The organism is Stenotrophomonas sp. TWI602 (genome assembly GCF_039674045.1).
GTDB lineage: Bacteria > Pseudomonadota > Gammaproteobacteria > Xanthomonadales > Xanthomonadaceae > Stenotrophomonas.
In genome coordinates this window covers 18,541-36,633 of the sequence record NZ_JBDJMT010000014.1, presented here as the reverse complement: position 1 = coordinate 36,633, position 18,093 = coordinate 18,541, and the positions used below count along the sequence as shown (strand labels likewise).

The window sequence follows — 18,093 nt, the reverse complement described above, 5'->3', positions numbered from 1 at the left end:
TATTGATTGAGGAAAGCCATGCATCGCTATCTCGCGTACCTGCTCGCCATCGGGTTGTTCCCGGTCTGCCTGTGGTTGGCCACGATCTGGCCCGCCTGGTACTGGGGCGTCGGCGTGACGGCGTTGCTGGTGGTGCTGGGCACCTGGGATCTGCTGCAGAAGCGCAGCACGCTGCGGCGCAACTATCCGGTGATGGCCCACTTCCGCTACGGGCTGGAATCGATCGGGCCGGAGATCCGCCAGTACTTCGTGCAGAGCGATCTGGAGGATGTGCCGTTCTCGCGCCAGCAGCGCGCGCTGATCTACCAGCGCTCCAAGAATGAAATGGACGTGGTGCCGTTCGGTACGCTGCGCAGTACCTATGCGGTGGACTACGAGTGGATCAACCATTCGCTGGCGCCGACCGAGATCGGCCACCACGATTTCCGCATCCAGATCGGCCCGAACTGCGCCAAGCCGTATTCGGCCAGTGTGTTCAACATCTCCGCGATGAGCTTCGGTTCGTTGTCGGCGAACGCGATCCGCGCCCTCAACGAAGGCGCGCGCCGTGGCAGCTTCTATCACGACACCGGCGAAGGGTCGATTTCGCCCTATCACCGCGAAATGGGCGGCGACCTGGTCTGGGAAATCGGCTCGGGCTACTTCGGGTGCCGTGACGATGCCGGTGGTTTCAGCGAAGAGAAATTCGTCGCCAACGCCACCCATGATCAGGTCAAGATGATCGAGATCAAGCTGTCGCAGGGCGCCAAGCCCGGCCACGGCGGCGTGCTGCCGGCGGCCAAGGTGAGCGAGGAGATTTCGATCACCCGTGGCGTGCCGATGGGCGTGGATTGCGTATCGCCCTCCAGGCACAGCGCGTTCAATACGCCGGTGGAACTGCTGCAGTTCGTTGCGCGGCTGCGCGAGTTGTCCGGCGGCAAGCCGGTCGGGTTCAAGCTGGCCATCGGCCACCCCTGGGAGTGGTTCGGTATCGCCAAGGCGATGCAGGAAACCGGGCTGCTGCCGGATTTCATCGTGGTCGATGGCGCCGAGGGCGGTACCGGTGCGGCGCCGGCCGAGTTCATCGATCACGTGGGTGTGCCGATGCACGAGGCGCTGTTGCTGGTGCACAACACGCTGGTCGGCCTGGACCTGCGCGATCGCATCCGCGTCGGTGCGGCGGGCAAGGTCACCAGTGCCTTCGAGATCGCACGCACCATCGCGCTGGGCGCGGACTGGTGCAATGCCGGGCGTGGCTTCATGTTCGCGCTGGGCTGCATCCAGTCGCTGAGCTGCCACAGCGATAAATGCCCCACCGGCATCGCCACGCAGAACCCGCATCGCTGGCGTCACCTGGACGCCGCTGACAAGGCCACGCGCGTTCACAACTACCATGAGAACACCCTGCGTGCGCTGCGCGACCTGTTGTGCGCGGCCGGCTTGAACGATCCTTCCGAGTTGGGCCCGGAGCACATCCTGCGCCGCGTCTCGCCGGTGGAAATCCGCTCACTGGCTTCGCTGTACCGCTATCTGGCCCCGGGTGAGCTGCTGCGCAAAGTGCCGGACCATGCGGTCTTCCACGACTACTGGGCCGATGCGCGCAGTGATTCGTTCCAGCCGCCGTCGCGCATCCAGGCGCTGCGGACAAGCAAATCGCGATGACCGATGCGCGTGACCTGCGCTTGCGCGTTGGCCGTGCCGAGGAGGCGGACAGACTGTGGCTGCTGCGCACGCGCTGCGTACGTGAGCTGTGCAGTGCGGCCTATCCGCCGGAGGTGATCGCCCCGTGGTCGGCCTCACCGCCACCGGACCACTACCGCGCGCTGCTCGCCGCCGGTGGCTGCGTGATTGCCGAAGATGCCGACGGCGCGCTGTTGGGCTATGGCGTGATCGATCTGGCCGGCAACGAAATCGATGCGTTGTTCGTCGATCCCGACTGCGGCGGCCGTGGCATCGGCCTGACCTTGATGCAGGCGATGCAAGCACGGGCGGATCCGGCGCGGCCCTTGGTGCTCTCAGCCTCGCTCAATGCGGTCGCGTTCTATCGTCGCTGTGGCTTTGAAGCGTTGCGCGAGGAAAGCTACCCACACCCCAGCGGGGTAGCGCTCGCTTCGGTGCGGATGCAGCGCAGGCGCTGATGCCGGCCAGCGGCCGGCACTACCGATTGCATGTCCTGACAGGCGGTCCGGCACGCCACGGTGCGCACTACCTCGGTAGTGCCGGCCGCTGGCCGGCACCGCGTGATTCACGCCTGCGCCAACCACGCCACCACGCCACGCCCGGCGCGCAGCCCGCTGGCATAGCAGGCCGTCAGCAGATAGCCGCCGGTCGGCGCTTCCCAGTCCAGCATCTCGCCGGCACAGAAGATGCCCGGGCGCCCGCGCAGCATCAGCTGCGTATCCAGTGCTTCCAGGCGCACGCCGCCGGCGGTGCTGATCACTTCATCGATAGGACGGGCTCGCTGCAGAGCCAATGGCAGCCGCTTCAGCGCATGCGCGATCTGGTCCAGCGGCAGTTGCCCGGCCTCGCGACCCAGTACCTCGAACAGCAGCGCGGATTTGACCCCGCCCAGACCCAGCTGGCGGCGCAGGACCTCGCCGAAACTGCGGCCCTGGCGCGGCTTGCGCAGTTTTTCCGCGACCTGCGCTTCGGTCTGGCCCGGCAGCAGGTCCAGCTGCAGGGTCACCTGCCCGTCGCGGGCCAGGCTGTCGCGCAGATCGGCCGACAGCGCGTAGATCAGGCTGCCTTCGATGCCGGTCGCGGTGATCACGCATTCACCCTGCAGCGAGCGCGGCTCACCCTGCAGGTCGGTCCAGTGCGCCACCACCGGCTTGAGCGGGGCACCCGCCTGGCGCTCGCTGAAGTAGGGCGTCCAGCCGATGTCGAAGCCACAGTTGGCCGGCTTCAGCGGGGCGATGTCGATGCCGCTGGCGGTCATCGGCGCCACCCACGCACCGTCCGAGCCGAGCTCCGGCCAGCTGCCACCGCCGAGCGCGAACACCACCGCATCGGCCGTGATCGTGGTCGTGCCCTCGGGGGTTTCCAGGCGCAGCGCGCCTGCGTCATCCCAGCCAGTCCAGCGGTGCTGCACGTGGAGGCGCACCCCCTGTTCCTTCAGCCGGCGCACCCAGCCGCGCAGCAGCGGGGCGGCCTTGCGGTCGACCGGGAACACACGTCCCGAACTGCCCACATAGGTCTCCACGCCGAATGCCAGCGCCCAGGCACGCAGCGCCTCGCCATCGAAATCGGCCAGCCAGCCGCCCACCGCGTCCGCGCGCTCGCGGTAGCGCGAGATGAACACCTCACGCGCATCGGAGTGGGTCAGATTGAGGCCGCCTTTGCCGGCGATCAGGAACTTGCGCCCGGGCGAGCCCTTGGCTTCGTACAGATCGACGGTGTGGCCGGCAGCGCGCACGGTTTCCGCCGCCATCAGGCCGGCGGGGCCGCCGCCGATGATCGCGACCCGGCGTGGGGTGTTCACGGCAATGCTCATGCAGGCAGGATCAACGCGGCTTGACGTCGAGCAGTTCGACATCGAACACCAGCGAGGAATTCGGTGCGATCGGGCCGGCGCCACGCGTGCCGTAGCCGTACTCGGCCGGAATCATCAGCGTGCGCTTGCCACCCACCTTCATGCCGGCAAAGCCTTCGTCCCAGCCCTTGATGACCTGGCCCTGGCCGAGGTTGAAGGTGAAGGGCTCGCCGCGGTCGACCGAGCTGTCGAACTTGGCGCCGTGCTTGTCGGCGGTGCGCTCGTCGTAGATCCAGCCCGTGTAGTGCACGGTCACCTTGCTGCCGGGTGTGGCCTCGGCGCCGGTGCCCGGCTGGGTATCGATCTTCTCGAACTGCGCGATGCTGCCGCCGGGCGGCGGGCCGGGCGGGGTGCAGGCGGCCAGCAGCGACAACATCAGGGGGGCGAGCAGGTAACGCGGCAGACGGCGCATGGGCGGGCTCCGGATCCAAAAAACGGGGACGCAAGGGTAGCGCATCGCCGGGCGCTATCATGGGCACATGTCGAAACTGCTGCTCAACCTGCGCAATGTCGCAGACGATGAAATCCAGGATGTCACCGCCCTGCTGGACAAGGCGGGCATCGCCCACTACCGCACCGAGCCCAGCCCCTGGGGGATCTCCTTTGGCGGGATCTGGGTCCGCGATGACGCCGATCACCCTCGGGCCAAGGCGCTGATGGGCGAGTACCAGCAGGCACGCGGCGAGCGCGTGCGTGGCGAGCGTGAGGCCGCGCTGCGTGAGGGGACGGCCGAGACCTTCGGCAGCCTGATCCGCCGCCGCCCGGTGTTCGTGGTGGCGGTGCTGCTCGGCATGGCCGTCGCGACCGCGCTGGTGCTGCTGCCGTTCGTGCTGCTGCGCGGCTGATTCCAGGGCCGCTCAGGCGTAGCGCCTGCCCAGCGGCTAAAATGGCGGGATGATCGCCAATACCGCCGCTTACCACTTCACCCCCGTCGCCGACCCGGACGCGCTGTGCGCGACCCTGCTGGAGCGGGCGACCGCCGCGCAGCTGCGCGGCACGATCCTGGTGGCGGGCGAGGGCATCAATCTGTTCCTCGCCGGTGCGGAGCCGCAGATCGACGGCTTCTACGCCGCCCTGCGCGCCGATGCGCGGTTTGCCGGGCTGCGCGTGAAGACCAGCTACAGCCAGATGCAGCCGTTCGCCCGGCTCAAGGCCAAGGTCAAGCCGGAGATCATCAGTTTCCGCATCGACGACGGCCAGCCGCTGGCCTACCCGCGCGCGCCCTCGATCGATCCGGCCACGGTGCAGCGCTGGCTGCGCCAGGGGCACGATGACGCCGGCAAGCCGGTGGTGATGCTGGACACCCGCAACACCCAGGAGATCGAGTACGGCACCTTCCAGGACGCGCTGGTGCTGCCGATCACCAAGTTCACCGATCTGCCCGAGGCCCTGGCCCCACACCGCGAAGCGCTCAAGGACAGCACCGTGGTCAGCTTCTGCACCGGCGGCATCCGCTGCGAGAAGGCGGCGCTGTGGATGCGCAACGACGGCATGGACAACGTCCTGCAGCTGGACGGCGGCATCCTGGGCTATTTCGAGGCCGTGGGCGGTGAGGGCTATGACGGCCGCTGCTTCGTCTTCGACGAGCGCGTGGCGCTGGATGCGGCCCTGCAGCCACTGGTCGATCAGGACGCCGGCGCCGCCTGAGCCGCCTTCACGGCCTCGATTGTCCTGAATCGTCGCGAGACGGAAATCAGCGTCTTGCCACCTGCGCCTTGTGGGCGGTGGCAAACCGGCCAGCCAGCCCCATCTCAGTGGGATATCTCCTGGTTGGAACGAGCATTCATGATGCAGCTGTCGATTCTTGATCTGGCGCCGGTCTGCGAAGGCAGCGACACCACGCAGGCCTTCGCCAACATGCTGGACCTGGCCCAGCACGCCGAAGGTTGGGGCTTCCACCGCTATTGGCTGGCCGAGCACCACAACATGCCCGGCATCGCCAGCGCCGCCACCGCGGTGCTGATCGGTCATGTGGCCGGGGGCACGAAGCGCATCCGCGTCGGTGCCGGCGGCATCATGCTGCCCAATCACTCGCCGCTGCAGGTGGCCGAGCAGTTCGGCACGCTGGCCTCGCTGTACCCGGACCGCATCGACCTCGGCCTGGGCCGCGCGCCCGGCACCGACCAGCCGACCGCCCGCGCACTGCGCCGCTACTTCGACAGCGCCGACCAGTTCCCGCAGGACGTACGCGAGCTGCTGCATTACTTCGAGCCGGCCCAGAAGGGCCAGGCCGTGCGCGCCGTGCCCGGTGCGGGCATCCCGGTGCCGGTGTGGCTGCTGGGCTCCAGTCTGTTCAGTGCGCGGCTGTCGGCGGCGATGGGTCTGCCGTTCGCCTTCGCCTCGCACTTCGCCCCGGACGCGATGGATGAAGCGCTGGCGGTCTACCGCCGCGAATTCCGTGCCTCGCAGTATCTGCAGGCGCCGTACGCGGTGCTGGGCTTGAACGTGGTCGCCAGCGATTCCGAAGCCGAGGCCAAGCGCTTGTTCACCACCCAGCAGCAGAGCTTCGTCAATCTTCGCCGTGGCCTGCCGGGTCTGATCCCGCCGCCGATCGACGACATCGAAGCGTTCTGGCAGCCGCACGAAAAGGCCGGCGTGCAGAACGCGCTGGCCTGTGCGGTGGTCGGTGACGTGCAGCAGGTGCAGGAAGGCCTCGCCGCGTTCGTCGCGCGACACAAGCCGGATGAAGTGCTGGTCACCGCCAACATCTACGACCACGCCGCGCGCAAGCGCTCGTTCGGGCTGGCGATGCAGGCGTGGCGCGCACTGCAGGTCTGAAACCGGTGCGGCGCGCGAAGAGGGCGTGACCGTGCGGTTCACGTCGCCGTAGCCGCCGATCGGCTGTGATGGTGGCTCCCCTTACAGGAGCCACCCCATGGCCGAGCACGATCGTCAGCAGCACATCAAACAACTGGCCGAACTGATCCGCGGCGTGGACATCGCGATGTTCACCACGGTCGGTGCGGATGGACGCTTGTTCAGTCGTCCGCTGGGCACACAGGAAGTCGAGTTCGATGGCGACCTGTGGTTCGCCACCGGCGCCGACAGCCCGAAGATCGCGGAAATCACCGCCAACCCGCGCGTCAACGTGGCCTACGCATCGCCGTCGGGCAATACCTATGTCTCGGTCTCGGGTACCGCGCGGGTGGTCAATGACCGCGCCAAGATCGACGAACTCTGGTCGCCGGCGATGAAGATCTTCTTCCCCGGCGGCAAGGACGACCCGAACCTGCGTCTGATCCACGTCAGCGCCGAATCGGCCGAATACTGGGATGGCCCCGGCGGCCTGCTCGGCAAGGCACTGTACTTCGTGCTGTCGGCGGTGACCGATGATCCGGGCGCGATGTCCGACACCGGCACGGTGGATCTCAAGCCCGGCGCGTAGGTGCCGACTCGGTAATTCGGTAGGTACCGACCGTTGGTCGGTACTTCGGTAGGTACCGACCGTTGGTCGGTACTTCGGTAGGTACCGACCGTTGGTCGGTACTTCAGAACCAGCGCTGGAACAGATCCACCGTATAGCCCACCAGCTGCCCCGAACTGAAGCCGAAGAACAACACGGCGGCCACCGCGCCGATCCAGTTGAGCAGCATCAGCACGCCATCGCGTTCCAGCAGTGCCAACGCGAAGAGCAGCAGCTGGAAGCCGAACAGATAATTGGTGAGCGGGATCGGCAGCGACAGCAGCACCCCGGTCAGGATCAGCAACAGGCCACTGAAGGCATGCGCGGGCAGCGGTACCAGCAGCCCGGGCATCCGCGGCTTGAGCAGGCGGTCCAGCCGCCGCAGCGGACGGTCGATGCGCTCCAGGAACCGATGCATGGTGCCCCGCTTGGGTCCGCGGTTGCGGATGAAGCCGGGCAGCCAGGGGCGGCGCATGCCGCACAGCATCTGCGCGCCGATCAGCACCACCAGCGGTCCACTGACCGCACCGCCCAGCCCGGGGATCGGGATGAAGGCCGGCAGGATCGCCACGAACAGGAACACACCGAACGCGCTCTGCTGCAGATCCTGCAGGATCTGGCCCAGCAGCAGCCGTTGCTCCGGGTCACCGTGGTCGAACATCGCCAGCAGGGTACGGATACCCTCGTTGCGGTACTGGGGCCGCGTCGGATCCGGCGGCGTCGGCTCAGCCGGTGATGTCATCGGTTTCGTCTTCGCTCAGGGTGCGCAGCAGCAGCTTGTCGACACGGGCACCGTCGAGATCGACGATCTCGATGCGCCAGCCGGCCCAATCGAAGTACTCGCCCGCATGCGGGATGCGCCCGAAATAGTGGATGCACATGCCGGCCAGCGTGTAGTAGTCGCCATCATCGGCATCGGGCAGCTCGGCGTTGCCCATCAGTTCGCGCAGGTCTTCGATCGAGAGCGAGCCATCGACCAGGTAGGAGCCGTCCTCACGGGTCACCACCAGGGCGTCCTCGTCCACGTTCTCCACCGACTGCAGGCGGCCGACCACCGCGCCCATCAGGTCGCTGATGGTCACCAGGCCCTGGATCTCGCCGTACTCGTCCACCACCAGCGCCATCGACTGCTGTTCCTCGCGGAAGATCTCCAGCAGCTTCATCGCATGGGTGGACTCCGAGACGTACAGCGGCTCGCGCAGGTTCTGGAACAGCGAATGGTCATCGCGCACCAGGCGCGTCACCAGGCTCTTGACCTCCAGCACACCGACGATGTCCTGATCGTTGCCGCGGAACACCGGATAACGCGAGAATTCGTTCTCGCGCATGGTCGCGATGTTCTTTTCCGGCTCGGCCAGCGTATCCAGCCAGGCGATCCGGTTGCGCGGGGTCATCAGGCTGTCGGCGGTGCGGTCGCCCAGGCGCATGACGCGGTTCATCATGTCGCGCTCATGGGCGTCGATCACGCCGGCCTCGTGGCTTTCGGCCACCAGCATGCGGATCTCTTCTTCCGTCACCGAGGCCGATTCGTCCTTGCCCAGGCCCAGCACGCGCAACACCAGCCGGGTCGAGTGGGACAGCAGCCAGACGCCGGGCGCGGCGATCTTCGCCAGCCAGCTCATGGGCAGCGCCACCAGGCCGGCGATGTCCTCCGAACGGGTCAGGGCCAGCCGCTTGGGCACCAGTTCGCCGAAGATCAGCGTCAGGAAGGTGATCAGGGCCACTGCGAGGGTCTTGCCGACTACGCCGGAATACGCGAACGCCGGGAACATGCCCTGCAGCCACTCGGCGATGGTCAGGCCGATCGCCTCGCCACCGAACAGGCCGGTCAGGATGCCGATCAGGGTGATTCCGATCTGGACCGTGGACAGGAAGTTCTCGGGCTTCTCGGAGAGCGCCAGGGCGCGCTCGGCGCGCTTGCTGGAACCTGCCATCTGCTTCAGCCGGCTCTTGCGCGAGGTCATGACCGACATCTCGGACATGGCGAAGAATCCGTTCAGCAGGATCAGGGCGAGGACAATAATCAGTTCAAACACGGGCGGCTTCCCCGGTTGGTGGCAGGGAGGGCGTGTTCAAGCGATGTCGGCTACCGGAGGGCGCGTAAGCGCGGCGGTGCGGCGGGGGGTAAGGGTCGTCGTCCATAGAGTGCACCCGAAGGTGCCCGCGCATCTTAACAAAAGGCCGGGGCAGGGGTGCAAACAGAGTCGTTCAGACGGGGCCGTCCCAGTGTGAAGAAGGGGGGGAGTACCCGGAACAGACATCAAACCGTCATAATTCCGCCCGGTGCCGTCCTTCCTCGACGGCGAATAGGTTTCTCAATGTTCTCTCTGCAGACCATTTTTGGCTCCGGCAAACAGTTCTATACCCTGCTGGACGAGGCTGCCCAGGCCGCCCAGGACAGTTCCAAGGCGCTGCACTCCATGCTGCGCGAAGCGGACCGCCAGCCGGCGCTGGACGCCTTCAAGCTGGCCCGCCTGCGCGAGCGCGCGGCTTCGGACAAGATCAGCCAGGCGCTGGTTGACAGCTTCATGACCCCGATCGAGCGCGAAGACATCGAAGCGCTGGGCTCGGCGCTGTACAAGATTCCCAAGCAGATCGAGAAGTTCGCCGATCGCTATTCGCTGGCCACCCAGCATCTGGAACACATCGATTTCGCGCCGCGCGCGGCGATGCTGGAACAGGCTGCCAGCGTGGTGGTGGAGATGGTCAACGACCTGCGCCATATGAACCTGGACCGGATGACCGCGCTCAACGAGAAGCTGCGTTCGCTGGAAAACGAAGCCGACCGCCTGATGCTCGAGCTGTACCGCGACATCTACTCCGGCCGCCTGGACAGCCTGCAGATGTTCCTGCTCAAGGAATTCTTCGAGATCCTGGAAAAGGCCATCGATCGTTGCCGCGAGGCCGGCGTGGTGGCGTACCAGATCGTCTTGAAGAACAGCTGACGGACGCCACAGCATGCTGACCCTTGTCCTGGTGGTGATCCTGGCCGCGCTCGTTTTCGAGTTCATCAACGGCTTCCACGACACCGCCAACTCCATCGCCACCGTGGTGGCGACCAAAGTGCTCTCGCCCGGCTGGGCGGTGATGCTCGCCGCGTTCATGAACTTGATCGGCGCGCTGACCGGCACCGCCGTCGCGCTGACCATCGCTTCGGGCCTGCTCAACACCAACGTGGTCGATGTGACCCCGCAGGTGATCCTGTGCGCGCTGCTGGGCGGCATCATCTGGAACCTGATCACGTGGTGGAAGGGGCTGCCGTCCTCGTCCTCGCACGCCCTGATCGGCGGCCTGTGCGGCGCCGGCCTGGCCGCTGCCCACAACAACTGGGATGCCCTGATCTGGTCCGAGCGCATCGGCACCTGGGCCCAGAACAAGGGCCTGCTGTGGAAGGTGTTCCTGCCGATGATCACCTCGCCGATCGCCGGCTTCCTGCTCGGCATCGCGGTGATGCTGCTGCTGTGGGGCATGATCGCCGGCATGGCGAAGATCGGTGGCTTCCTGGGCCGTCTGGCCCGGCCGCGCATCGTCAATGCGTTCTTCGGCAAGGCGCAGATCGTGTCGGCGGCCTACATGGGCTTCGCCCACGGCCACAACGATGCGCAGAAGACCATGGGCATCATCGCCATGACCCTGATCGGCGCCGAGGCAACCGGTGCGCTGAACGACCTGCCGTCCTGGCTGGCGTTCATGCACCCGGATGCAACCGCCGGTGACGGCATCGCGATGTGGATCGTGCTGACCTGCGCCGTGGTGATGGCCGCCGGTACTGCCTCGGGCGGCTGGAAGATCATCAAGACCCTGGGCCACAAGATGGTCAAGCTGCACCCGATCCACGGCTTCGCCGCGGAAACGAGCTCGGCCACGATCCTGACCGTGGCGGCGCACTTCGGCATGCCGGTCTCGACCACCCACAGCATCTCCACCGCGATCATGGGCGTGGGCTTCGCCAAGAACCCGCGTTCGCTGCGCTTCGGCGTGATCGAGCGCATCGTGTGGGCGTGGATCCTGACGATCCCGGCCGCCGGCGGCTGTGCGTACCTGATCCTGCGTCTGTTCGAGCTGTTCGGCTGGGCCTGATCGGTCAGCACGGTTGAACATCGAAAAGCCCGCCGGAAGGCGGGCTTTTTCGTGGGGCACCGCGGATGCAGAGGCCGGAATGGCCGGGGGTGTTTCGTGCGACGGTCACCCCGACACTGCGCTGCCTGGCCTCTGCCACTCCCGTGCCAGCAACCCATACACCGCCGAATCCGATACTTCGCCGGCGACCCGCCAGCGCTCCCGCAGCAGTCCCTCGCGCTGGAAGCCGAGCCGCGCCAGGACCTTCGCCGAGGGCACGTTGCGCGGATCAATCTCCGCTTCCAGGCGACGCAGGCGCAGCACATCGAACAGATACGCCACGAACCGTGACAGCGCCTCGTGCATGTAGCCCTTGCCCTGCGCCAACGGCGCCAGGTGATACCCGATCTCCGCACGCCGGGACGTCTCGTCGATCGCGAACACCACCACGATCCCCAGCAGCGGCCCGTCCACACGCTCCCGGATCGCCAGCTTCAACTGCGTGCCCGCATCGAGCGCGGCCAGATCGTCGAGGATCTGCACATAGGCCTGCTTGAGGTCGGTCCACGCCGGATGGTTCCAGTAGCGCATGCCGGCACGGTCGGACTGGATTGCGAACATCGCCTGCGCGTCCGTCGCGCCGATCGGGGTCAGCACCAGGCGCGCGCTCTCCAGTTGCAGGGTGGGATCGAACGGCATGACTGAACTCCGGGGATGTAGTGCGCTGCCGCGATGATGGGTCAGTGAGGGGCCAGGCGCATGTGCAGCAGTGGGTAGGGCTGGCCCTGTTCGTCCAGCGCTGAGCGACCGGTCACCACGAACCCTTGGTGTTGATAAAAGCCGACCGCCTGGTGATTTTGTTCGTTGACGTCCAGCGCATCGGCACCGAGTACCTCGATGGCATGGCGCAGCAATGCCTTGCCGATTCCGGTGCCCCTCGCGCGCGGTTCGATGAACAGCATTTCGATCCGATCATCGGCGACGCCGACGAAGCCCTGAATGACGCCATCGGCATCCTTGCATACGCGCAACGTCACGGCTGGCAGGTACTGCTGGCGGATGAGCGGACGCAGTGCGTGGATCGCCGCCTCCGGCAGGAAGCCGTGCGTAGCGCGTACCGAGGCTTCCCAGACGACGGTGATGCGGTCGTGATCGGTGGTCAGCGCAGGCTGGATATCGTACATGCGGGACGTCCTGATGCAGGTTGCCCCGATTATCACCGCTAGTGCGCGGCGTCGCCCAGGAAAAAACCCGCCGGAAGGCGGGTTTTTCCAGTGTCACAACCGGTCGATCAGACTTCCAGCGAGGCCAGATCGCCCTTCTTCTCCAGCCAGCCCTTGCGGTCGCTGGCGCGCTTCTTGGCCAGCAGCATGTCCATCAGCGAATGGGTCTGCTCGCCGTCATCGATGGTCAGCTGTACCAGACGGCGGGTATCGGGATGGATGGTGGACTCGCGCAGCTGCTGCGGGTTCATTTCACCCAGGCCCTTGAAGCGGGTCACGCTGATCTGGCCCTTGATCTTCTCGCGCTCGATCTTGTCCAGCATCGTGCGCTTCTCTTCCTCGTCCAGGGCGTAGAACACCTGCTTGCCCACGTCGACACGGAACAGCGGCGGCATCGCCACGAACACGTGGCCGGCATCGACCAGCGCCGGGAAGTGCTTGAGGAACAGCGCGGTCAGCAGGGTCGCGATGTGCAGGCCGTCCGAGTCGGCGTCGGCCAGGATGACCACCTTGCCGTAGCGCAGGCCGGCGATGTCGTCCTTGCCCGGGTCGCAGCCGATCGCGATGGCCAGGTTGTGCACTTCTTCGGAGGCCAGCACGCTGCCCGAGGACACTTCCCAGGTGTTGAGGATCTTGCCGCGCAGCGGCAGGATCGCCTGGAAGTCCTTGTCGCGGGCCTGCTTGGCACTGCCGCCCGCGGAGTCGCCTTCGACCAGGAACAGCTCGGTGCGCGACAGGTCCTGGCTGATGCAGTCGGCCAGCTTGCCGGGCAGGGCGGGGCCCTGGGTGACCTTCTTGCGGGTCACCAGCTTCTCGGTCTTCAGGCGCGCACTGGCGCGCTCGATGGCCAGCTGGGCGATCTGTTCGCCCAATGCGACGTTCTGGTTCAGCAGCAGGCTGAAGGCATCATGCGCTGCGCCCTCGACGAAGCCTGCGGCCTGGCGCGAGGACAGGCGTTCCTTGGTCTGGCCGCTGAACTGCGGATCGGTCATCTTCAGCGACAGCACGAACGACACGCGGTCCCAGACGTCTTCCGGGGCCAGCTTGACGCCACGTGGCAGCAGGTTGCGGAAGTCGCAGAACTCGCGCAGCGCCTCGGTCAGCCCGGTGCGCAGGCCGTTGGCGTGGGTGCCGTGCTGGGCGGTCGGGATCAGGTTGACGTAGCTTTCCTGGACCAGCTCGCCTTCGGGAATCCAGGCCAGGGCCCAGTCCACGATCTCGTTTTCTTTCTTCAGGTGGCCCACGAACAGGTCGGCCGGCAGCATCTCGCGCTCGCCGAGCTCGGCCTTGAGGTAATCGCTCAGGCCATCTTCGTAGTACCAGGTGTCCTGCTCGCCGGTGGCTTCATCGTGCAGCTTCACGGTCAGGCCGGGGCACAGCACGGCCTTGGCGCGCAGCAGGTGGCGCAGCGCACGCAGGTTGTACTTGGGCGTATCGAAGTACTTCGGGTCGGCCCAGAAGCGCACGCGGGTACCGGTGTTCTTCTTGCCGACGCTGCCGACCACTTCCAGCGGGGTGGCGCGGTCGCCGTTGCGGAAGGTGATGCGGTGTTCGCTCCCCTCGCGCTTGATGTGCACTTCGACCAGGGTGGACAACGCGTTGACCACGCTGACGCCCACGCCATGCAGGCCGCCGGAGAAGGTGTAGTTCTTGTTGTTGAACTTGCCGCCCGCGTGCAGGCGGGTCAGGATCAGTTCGACGCCGGGGATCTTCTCCTCGGGGTGGATGTCCACGGGCATGCCGCGGCCGTCATCGCTGACTTCGCAGCTGCCGTCCTTGAACAGCGTGACTTCGACCGTGTGGGCATGTCCGGCCAAGGCTTCGTCGACGGCATTGTCGATGACTTCCTGCGCCAGATGGTTCGGGCGCGCGGTGTCGGTGTACATGCCGGGGCGGCGCTTGACCGGGTCCAGGCCGGACAGGACTTCAATATCGGCGGCGTTATAGCGGGCGTTCATCTGTCTTCATAAAGCGCAATGCGACGGCGAAGTTTGCGGTCTGGACGGGTTTTTTGCACGCCACACGTTCAGGGGGCGGCCGACTGGGGCGCGATAGACTGTGCTGGATGGGAAACCGGAGCCTCCGGCGCCCCATTTCATGCCATACCGCGAGGAGCACCCCATGAAGAAGTTGCTGACCATCGTTGCCATCGCCGCCGCCGTCGTGGCCGTGCCCATGGCACTGGCCCAGAACGCCGGACAGGGCCAGCCCACGCCGCAGCAGGGCGAACAGGCCGACAGGGCCCAGGCGGAAGCGGACGCCAAGGCCAAGCGCCGCGCCGCCGCCACGGCCGAAATGAAGGCCAAGGGCGACCAGGCCCCGCAGAAGGAAGAGGAAGAAGAAGCGCGGAAGAAGCGATAAGCGCTTCGCGCTGACGCTTCCCCACGGTTTGCGCGGCAAACCGTGGGCCCCGCTCACCCTCTCTTCCACATCCCCGCGCCTGTCGGCGCCCCCTTGAACGCCAAGGGGGCTCTCCACGACAGAGACCTGGGGATCTGAAAAAGTACGCAACATGAGCCCCGGTATCGCGCCGGGGCTCTTCTTTTTATGTGAAGGCCGTCATCCGCCCCTTGGGCTGGAGGCCGTCAATCTGTAAACTATGGCTTTCCGGGAGTAGTGCGTGTCATCCATCAGCGAATGGACTGGCCTGATCGTGCGCGATCGCCAGCAGGGTAGGCAGGAGGTGACGGTCCAGACAGCGGCCGGCACGGCTGACCCGACGTCGCTGACCCACTCCCGCACCGCATCCCCCCTGATCCCGGTCCTGGCGCGTGAAGACGCCGCCGCCAGCCGGATCGCCTCGATTTCCCCCTTTACGTCGTCCGTCGCCCTGCGCGCCGGCGCCGTTTCCCCCTTCCTGACAGGACACCCCCAGCCATGACTCCCTTGATCTTCGTAACCGGCGGCGTAGTGTCCTCGCTCGGCAAAGGCATTGCCGCCGCGTCGCTTGCCGCCATCCTCGAGGCCCGCGGCCTGCGGGTGACGATGATGAAGCTTGATCCGTACATCAACGTCGACCCGGGCACCATGAGCCCGTTCCAGCACGGTGAGGTCTACGTCACCGATGACGGCGCCGAGACCGACCTGGACCTGGGCCATTACGAGCGCTTCGTGCGCACCCGCCTGAGCCGCAAGAACTCGGTCACCACCGGCCGCATCTACGAGAACGTGATCCGCAAGGAGCGCCGCGGCGACTACCTGGGCGCCACCGTGCAGGTCATTCCGCACATCACCGATGAAATCCGCCGCTGCATGGACGAGGCCACCGAAGGCTTCGACGTGGCGCTGGTGGAGATCGGTGGCACCGTGGGCGATATCGAGTCGCTGCCGTTCCTGGAGGCGATCCGCCAGGTGCGCACCGAGCGCGGCCCGGAGAAGGCGCTGTTCATGCACCTGACCCTGGTGCCGTACATTGCTGCGGCCGGCGAGCTGAAGACCAAGCCGACCCAGCACTCGGTCAAGGAACTGCGCTCGATCGGCATCCAGCCGGACGTGCTGCTGTGCCGTTCCGAGCAGGTGGTGCCGGATTCGGAGCGCCGCAAGATCGCCCAGTTCACCAACGTCTCCGAGCGCGCCGTGATCAGCGTGCCGGACGTGGACGTGCTGTACCGCATCCCGATGGGCCTGCACGCGCAGGGTCTGGACGACATCGTGGTCAACCAGCTCAAGCTCGGCGACAAGGCCGGCCCGGTCGATCTGGCCGAGTGGGAAGCGGCGGTGGATGCCACGCTGCACCCGCTGGACGAGGTCACCATCGCGGTGGTCGGCAAGTACGTCGATCACCAGGACGCCTACAAGTCGGTCGGCGAGGCGCTCAAGCACGGTGGCCTGCGCCAGCGCACCAAGGTCAACCTGAAGTGGCTCGAAGCGCAGGAGCTGGAAGACAGCGACCTGGCCGCGCTGAAAGATGTCGACGGCATCCTGGTGCCGGGCGGCTTCGGCGACCGTGGCTTCGAAGGCAAGGTGCTGACCTCGCAGTTCGCCCGTGAGCAGAATGTGCCGTACTTCGGCATCTGCTACGGCATGCAGGCCGCAGTGGTCGATTTCGCCCGCCATGTGGCCGGCCTGGAAGGTGCCAACAGCACCGAGAACGACCGCCAGTCGCCGAACCCGGTGATCGGCCTGATCACCGAATGGCGCACCGCCACCGGCGATGTGGAAAAGCGCGACGACAAGAGCGATCTGGGCGGCACCATGCGCCTGGGCCTGCAGGAACAGCGCCTGAAGCCGGGCACGCTGGCCCGCGAGCTGTACGGCAAGGACGTGGTCTCCGAGCGTCACCGTCACCGCTACGAGTTCAACAACCGCTACCGCACCCAGCTGGAAGATGCGGGCCTGGTGATCGCCGGCAAGTCGATGGATGACACCCTGGTGGAAGTCATCGAGCTGCCGCGTGACCAGCACCCGTGGTTCCTGGCCTGCCAGGCGCACCCGGAGTTCCTGTCCACGCCGCGCGAAGGCCACCCGCTGTTCATCGGCTTCATCCGTGCCGCGCGCGAGCGCAAGGCCGGTGGCAAGCTGGCACAGGACGCAGCCGCCTGATCGGCATGCCGCACTTGCAGTGGGGGCCGCGTGCCCCCATTGCAGAGCGCTAATCACCCACGGCGGCTGGCCTGGCCAGTGTTCGCCGGACAACAAGGAAACGCCATGAAACTGTGTGGATTCGACGTCGGGCTGGACCAGCCCCTGTTCCTGATCGCCGGCCCGTGTGTGATCGAGTCGATGCAGCTGCAGCTGGACGTGGCTGGCAAGTTGAAGGAAATCACCGATCGCCTCGGCATCAACTTCATCTTCAAGTCGAGCTTCGACAAGGCCAACCGCACCTCGGGCACCGCCTTCCGCGGCCCGGGCATGGAGGAGGGCCTGAAGGTCCTGGCCGAAGTGAAGAAGCAGATCGGCGTGCCGGTGCTGACCGACGTGCACGAATACACCCCGATGGACGAAGTGGCCTCGGTGGTGGACGTGCTGCAGACCCCGGCGTTCCTGGTCCGCCAGACCGATTTCATCACCAAGGTGTGCGCGACCGGCAAGCCGGTCAACATCAAGAAGGGTCAGTTCCTGTCCCCGTGGGACATGAAACCTGTCGTGGAGAAGGCCAAGGCCACCGGCAACCAGGACATCATGGTCTGCGAGCGCGGTGCCAGCTTCGGCTACAACAACCTGGTCAGCGACATGCGCTCGCTGTCGGTGATGCGCGATACCGGGTGCCCGGTCGTGTTCGACGCCACCCATTCGGTGCAGCTGCCGGGCGGGCAGGGCAACAGCTCCGGCGGCCAGCGCGAGTTCGTGCCGGTGCTGGCGCGTGCGGCGGTCGCTGTCGGTGTGTCGGGCCTGTTCGCCGAGACCCACCCGGATCCGTCCAAGGCGCTGTCCGACGGCCCCAACGCGTGGCCGCTGGACCGCATGGAAGAACTGCTCGAAACCCTGATGGAACTCGACGCGGTCACCAAGAAGCACGGGTTCTCGCGCTTCGCATGATGGCCGACGTTCCGGCGTCCCCCGCGGTGCGCCGCGGCTGGCGCGGCTGGACCTGGGGCTGGATCGCGCTGGGCGCGGCGATCGCCACCTGGTGCGGGGTGTTCCTGCTGGTGGTGCTGATGTTCACCAGCATGGGCTCGCCCGGTGATGGCGACAACACACTGCGCGCGGTGATGCCCATGCTGTTGGCGACGCTGTCGCTGACCGGCACCGCCGCACTGGCCTGCGTGACCGCCAGCGTGCTCGCGTTCCGGCTGCGCCGGCAACCCGCCGGCGGCGGCGTGGCGCTGGCCCTGCTGGCGTTGTTGATGCTGGTGTTGTTGATCCCGTCGCTGACCTCGCGCCACGCCAGCGTGGCCGGGGTGCCGCCCGCCACCCTGCCGATTTGGCAAGTGACGGGTGTGCAGGGATAATCACGC

At 66.5% G+C, this 18,093-nt stretch carries 20 protein-coding genes; 13 read left to right on the top strand and 7 right to left on the bottom strand.

Features of this window, described 5'->3' with window-relative positions; genetic code table 11:
- Positions 1-18: 18 nt before the first annotated feature.
- Positions 19-1,641: an FMN-binding glutamate synthase family protein gene (locus ABE483_RS13490; RefSeq protein WP_346481856.1), complete on the top strand. Its 1,623-nt coding sequence runs from the start codon at positions 19-21 to the stop codon at positions 1,639-1,641.
- On the top strand, positions 1,638-2,117 hold the full coding sequence (locus tag ABE483_RS13485) for a GNAT family N-acetyltransferase (protein ID WP_346465487.1): 480 nt from the start codon (positions 1,638-1,640) through the stop codon (positions 2,115-2,117). Before ABE483_RS13490 ends, ABE483_RS13485 begins: the two co-directional genes overlap by 4 nt.
- A gap of 107 nt (positions 2,118-2,224) precedes the next feature.
- Here ABE483_RS13485 and ABE483_RS13480 read toward each other — a convergent pair whose 3' ends face one another.
- Positions 2,225-3,472 (bottom strand): TIGR03862 family flavoprotein, encoded by a 1,248-nt coding sequence (locus tag ABE483_RS13480; RefSeq protein WP_313217849.1) that lies wholly within the window; start codon positions 3,470-3,472, stop codon positions 2,225-2,227.
- A 10-nt stretch (positions 3,473-3,482) separates the two neighbouring features.
- Positions 3,483-3,923, bottom strand: a complete 441-nt coding sequence (locus ABE483_RS13475) for an FKBP-type peptidyl-prolyl cis-trans isomerase (protein ID WP_346463725.1) — start codon at positions 3,921-3,923, stop codon at positions 3,483-3,485.
- Between the two features lie 67 nt (positions 3,924-3,990).
- On the opposite strand from ABE483_RS13475, the gene ABE483_RS13470 reads away from it, so the two are divergent.
- From ABE483_RS13470 to ABE483_RS13455, 4 genes are all read left to right on the top strand, one after another.
- Complete coding sequence (locus tag ABE483_RS13470; protein ID WP_313212019.1) at positions 3,991-4,356, top strand: DUF6164 family protein; 366 nt, start codon at positions 3,991-3,993, stop codon at positions 4,354-4,356.
- Between the two features lie 49 nt (positions 4,357-4,405).
- On the top strand, positions 4,406-5,158 hold the full coding sequence (locus tag ABE483_RS13465) for a sulfurtransferase (RefSeq protein WP_313212017.1): 753 nt from the start codon (positions 4,406-4,408) through the stop codon (positions 5,156-5,158).
- Between the two features lie 138 nt (positions 5,159-5,296).
- Positions 5,297-6,289 carry an LLM class flavin-dependent oxidoreductase gene (locus tag ABE483_RS13460; RefSeq protein ID WP_346465493.1) on the top strand — a complete coding sequence of 331 codons (993 nt, stop codon included), beginning with the start codon at positions 5,297-5,299 and terminating at the stop codon, positions 6,287-6,289.
- A 97-nt stretch (positions 6,290-6,386) separates the two neighbouring features.
- The gene (locus tag ABE483_RS13455; protein ID WP_121041737.1) at positions 6,387-6,896 is read left to right on the top strand and encodes a pyridoxamine 5'-phosphate oxidase family protein; all 510 of its coding nucleotides are present in this window, start codon (positions 6,387-6,389) and stop codon (positions 6,894-6,896) included.
- Positions 6,897-6,999: 103 nt separating this feature from the next.
- Here the strand turns inward: ABE483_RS13455 and ABE483_RS13450 are convergent, their stop codons facing one another.
- Both ABE483_RS13450 and ABE483_RS13445 read right to left on the bottom strand, forming a co-directional pair.
- The gene (locus ABE483_RS13450; protein ID WP_313217854.1) at positions 7,000-7,656 is read right to left on the bottom strand and encodes an exopolysaccharide biosynthesis protein; all 657 of its coding nucleotides are present in this window, start codon (positions 7,654-7,656) and stop codon (positions 7,000-7,002) included.
- A complete protein-coding gene (locus tag ABE483_RS13445; RefSeq protein WP_346481855.1) occupies positions 7,640-8,950 on the bottom strand; it encodes a hemolysin family protein in 1,311 nt (436 codons plus the stop codon). Before ABE483_RS13445 ends, ABE483_RS13450 begins: the two co-directional genes overlap by 17 nt.
- Before the next feature lie 282 nt (positions 8,951-9,232).
- Here ABE483_RS13445 and ABE483_RS13440 point away from each other — a divergent pair, with 282 nt between their 5' ends.
- Positions 9,233-9,859, top strand: coding sequence for a DUF47 family protein (locus ABE483_RS13440; RefSeq protein ID WP_121041743.1), 627 nt, complete (start codon positions 9,233-9,235; stop codon positions 9,857-9,859).
- A 13-nt stretch (positions 9,860-9,872) separates the two neighbouring features.
- Complete coding sequence (locus tag ABE483_RS13435; protein ID WP_121041745.1) at positions 9,873-10,994, top strand: inorganic phosphate transporter; 1,122 nt, start codon at positions 9,873-9,875, stop codon at positions 10,992-10,994.
- A gap of 105 nt (positions 10,995-11,099) precedes the next feature.
- Here the strand turns inward: ABE483_RS13435 and ABE483_RS13430 are convergent, their stop codons facing one another.
- The 3 genes from ABE483_RS13430 to parE all read right to left on the bottom strand — a co-directional run bounded on the left by ABE483_RS13430 (position 11,100) and on the right by parE (position 14,154).
- Positions 11,100-11,672: a GNAT family protein gene (locus ABE483_RS13430; protein WP_346481854.1), complete on the bottom strand. Its 573-nt coding sequence runs from the start codon at positions 11,670-11,672 to the stop codon at positions 11,100-11,102.
- Between the two features lie 41 nt (positions 11,673-11,713).
- Entirely contained in the window at positions 11,714-12,157 is a 444-nt protein-coding gene (locus tag ABE483_RS13425) for a GNAT family N-acetyltransferase (protein ID WP_346481853.1), read from the bottom strand.
- Positions 12,158-12,264: 107 nt separating this feature from the next.
- Positions 12,265-14,154 carry a DNA topoisomerase IV subunit B gene (gene parE, locus ABE483_RS13420; protein WP_313212009.1) on the bottom strand — a complete coding sequence of 630 codons (1,890 nt, stop codon included), beginning with the start codon at positions 14,152-14,154 and terminating at the stop codon, positions 12,265-12,267.
- Between the two features lie 163 nt (positions 14,155-14,317).
- Between parE and ABE483_RS13415 the strand changes: the two genes are divergently transcribed.
- From ABE483_RS13415 to ABE483_RS13395, 5 genes are all read left to right on the top strand, one after another.
- Complete coding sequence (locus ABE483_RS13415; RefSeq protein ID WP_346481852.1) at positions 14,318-14,557, top strand: hypothetical protein; 240 nt, start codon at positions 14,318-14,320, stop codon at positions 14,555-14,557.
- 259 nt (positions 14,558-14,816) lie between these two features.
- Positions 14,817-15,077 (top strand): hypothetical protein, encoded by a 261-nt coding sequence (locus ABE483_RS13410; protein ID WP_313212007.1) that lies wholly within the window; start codon positions 14,817-14,819, stop codon positions 15,075-15,077.
- Positions 15,074-16,738 carry a CTP synthase gene (locus tag ABE483_RS13405; protein ID WP_313212006.1) on the top strand — a complete coding sequence of 555 codons (1,665 nt, stop codon included), beginning with the start codon at positions 15,074-15,076 and terminating at the stop codon, positions 16,736-16,738. The genes ABE483_RS13410 and ABE483_RS13405 overlap by 4 nt, the downstream gene beginning before the upstream one ends.
- Before the next feature lie 105 nt (positions 16,739-16,843).
- Positions 16,844-17,674, top strand: a complete 831-nt coding sequence (kdsA, locus tag ABE483_RS13400; RefSeq protein ID WP_088433181.1) for a 3-deoxy-8-phosphooctulonate synthase — start codon at positions 16,844-16,846, stop codon at positions 17,672-17,674.
- Positions 17,674-18,087, top strand: coding sequence for a hypothetical protein (locus ABE483_RS13395; protein ID WP_346481851.1), 414 nt, complete (start codon positions 17,674-17,676; stop codon positions 18,085-18,087). Before kdsA ends, ABE483_RS13395 begins: the two co-directional genes overlap by 1 nt.
- Positions 18,088-18,093: the final 6 nt, after the last annotated feature.